This window comes from Paraburkholderia bannensis NBRC 103871 (genome assembly GCF_000685015.1).
GTDB classification, from domain to species: domain Bacteria; phylum Pseudomonadota; class Gammaproteobacteria; order Burkholderiales; family Burkholderiaceae; genus Paraburkholderia; species Paraburkholderia bannensis.
Map to the genome: position 1 here is coordinate 1 of NZ_BAYA01000081.1, position 2488 is coordinate 2488.

The following is a 2488-nucleotide window of genomic DNA, read 5'->3' on the forward strand; positions in this document are numbered from 1 at the left end:
GTAAGCGAGTCCACCGTACCGTCTCGACGGCCTGACCAGAAGTTGCCAGAGTAGTCCCCACCACATCGAGTAGTGGGGACTACTTTGACAACAGAAGCACCGAAAAAATCGGGCCGCAAAGGCATACCGAATCATCCGCTCGAATTCCGGCGCGAGATCGCCAGGCTGGCGAGCGAGCCCGGGGTTTCGGTCGCACGTCTGGCGATGGAACACGGGCTGAACACGAACCTGGTGTTCAAATGGCGCCGGGCGCTGCACGCGGGGGAATATGATCCAGTTGATCTGCTTCCCGTAAAGATTGATGTAGCGCTGACCGAGGTAGCACCACCTGCATCGATTCCAGCGCAGGTCACTGCACCGTCAGGGGCTATCGAAGTCAGTGTCGGCAACGCCCGGGTGCGTATTGAAGGCGCACCTGACGAAAGTACCTTGATGCTGGTGCTGCGCATGCTGCGCGGTATGCCGGGAGCAGCAACATGATCGGTCTGCCCAGCCACACGCGCGTCTGGCTGGCTGCTGGCGTGACCGACATGCGCTCAGGCTTCAACAGCCTCGCCGCCAAGGTACAGACCGTACTGGAACGCGATCCCTTCTGCGGGCACGTGTTCGTGTTTCGTGGCAAACGCGGCGACCTGCTCAAGGTGCTGTGGTGGAGCGGCGATGGCATGTGCCTGCTGATGAAGCGCCTCGAGAAGGGGCGTTTCGTCTGGCCTCAAGCCGACGGCGGCGTCATCTGCCTGAGCCCGGCGCAACTCTCGATGCTGCTGGAAGGTATCGACTGGCGGCAACCGACGAGAACGGCGCGACCGACCTCAGCGTTGTAAACGTCGCCGGCGGCGCGTAAACTGCCCTGCATGGCGCGCGCGAACCCACTTCCCGACGATGTCGAAACGCTGAAGGCCATGCTGCTCAGCCAGGAGGCCGCACTGCGCGAACGCGACGCGCAAGTGCTCAAGTTGCAGGAAACGGTCGACTCGCAACAAGCCGCATTGGCTTCGCGCGCCGCCGAAGTCGAACACCTGAAGCTGCTCATTGCCAAGCTGCGTCGTATGCAGTTCGGTCGCAAGTCGGAGAAACTGGACAGCCAGATCGAGCAACTCGAACTACGTCTAGAAGAGCTTGAGGCCGACGAAGGCGCGATGCCAGTCGAAATCCCGAAAACGCCGCGCAAGGCAGTGGAGCAGCCACCGCGCAGGCCATTGCCGGAACATCTGCCGCGCGAGATCCAGACGCACCTGCCCGAATCCGCTGGGAAGTGCACGCAGTGCGGTGGCCTGATGAAGTCGCTGGGCGAAGACGTCGCAGAACAACTGGAGTACGTGCCGGCCAGCTTCCGGGTCATCCGTCATGTGCGCCCGAAGTTTGCGTGCGTGTGTTGCGACCACATCGCCCAGGCGCCTGCGCCGAGCCGCCCCGTCGAACGCGGTCTCGCCGGCCCAGGGTTGCTGGCCCATGTACTGGTCTCCAAGTTCGCAGACCACGTGCCGCTCTACCGGCAGTCGGTCATGTACGCACGAGAAGGCGTCGAGCTTGATCGCTCGCTGCTTGCGAAGTGGGTCGGTCACGCGGCGACGCTGATGCAGCCGCTCGTTGAAACACTGCGTGCTCACGTAATGTCAGCGACGAAACTGCACGCCGACGACACGCCGGTTCCAGTGCTTGCACCGGGTAACGGCAAGACGAAAACCGGTCGCCTGTGGGTGTACGTGCGCGACGATCGTGCATCGGCCGACATGACGCCGCCGGCGGTGTGGTTCGCCTATACACCGGATCGCAAGGGCATCCATCCACAGCAGCACCTCGATTCGTTCAACGGCACGCTTCAAGCCGATGCATACGGTGGCTACCAGGCCATCTACGAAACCGGGCGCGTGACGGAGGCAGCTTGCTGGGCGCACGCCCGACGACAGTTCTACGAATTGCACGCGGCGCGCCCCAATGCGTTGAACACTGAGGCGCTCGAGCGTATCGGCGCGCTCTACAGGATCGAGGAAACCATCAGGGGCAAACCGCCCGACGAGCGCCGCGCCCATCGCCAGGAGCACGCGCGGCCGCTACTCGACCGGTTCCATGCGTGGCTCAAGGCGACGCTGGAAACGCTCTCGCGCAAATCGGACACGAGTCGGGCGATCCTCTATGCGTTGAACCGGTGGGACGCGCTCACACGCTATTGCGATGACGGGCAGCTCGAAATCGACAACCTGCCTGTCGAGCGCGCGCTACGCGGGGTAGCGATTGGCCGCCGCAACTATCTGTTCGCCGGCGCAGACTCCGGTGGCGAACGTGCTGCTGCGATCTACAGCCTCGTTGGCACCGCGAAACTCAACGGCATCGATCCTGAAGCGTATCTGCGCTACGTCCTCGCGCGCATCGCAGACCATGCCATCAACCGCATCGACGAACTCACACCGTGGGTCGTCGCAGCTCAGCTCCGCACGCCAGTCTGAGGATCACGATCTCCAGTCAAAACGTCGCTGGTGCCACGCTT

At 63.0% G+C, this 2488-nt stretch carries 3 protein-coding genes; all 3 read left to right on the forward strand.

The window, feature by feature from the left end; all coding sequences use genetic code 11:
- The first annotated feature begins 72 nt into the window (after positions 1-72).
- From tnpA to tnpC, 3 genes are read left to right on the forward strand one after another with little or no spacing between them, the layout of a single operon-like run.
- A complete protein-coding gene (tnpA, locus tag BBA01S_RS46550) occupies positions 73-480 on the forward strand; it encodes an IS66-like element accessory protein TnpA (protein ID WP_084162829.1) in 408 nt (135 codons plus the stop codon).
- Positions 477-824: an IS66 family insertion sequence element accessory protein TnpB gene (tnpB, locus tag BBA01S_RS39340; RefSeq protein ID WP_027821155.1), complete on the forward strand. Its 348-nt coding sequence runs from the start codon at positions 477-479 to the stop codon at positions 822-824. Before tnpA ends, tnpB begins: the two co-directional genes overlap by 4 nt.
- A gap of 30 nt (positions 825-854) precedes the next feature.
- Entirely contained in the window at positions 855-2447 is a 1593-nt protein-coding gene (gene tnpC, locus BBA01S_RS39345) for an IS66 family transposase (protein WP_027821156.1), read from the forward strand.
- The last annotated feature ends 41 nt before the right edge of the window (positions 2448-2488 follow it).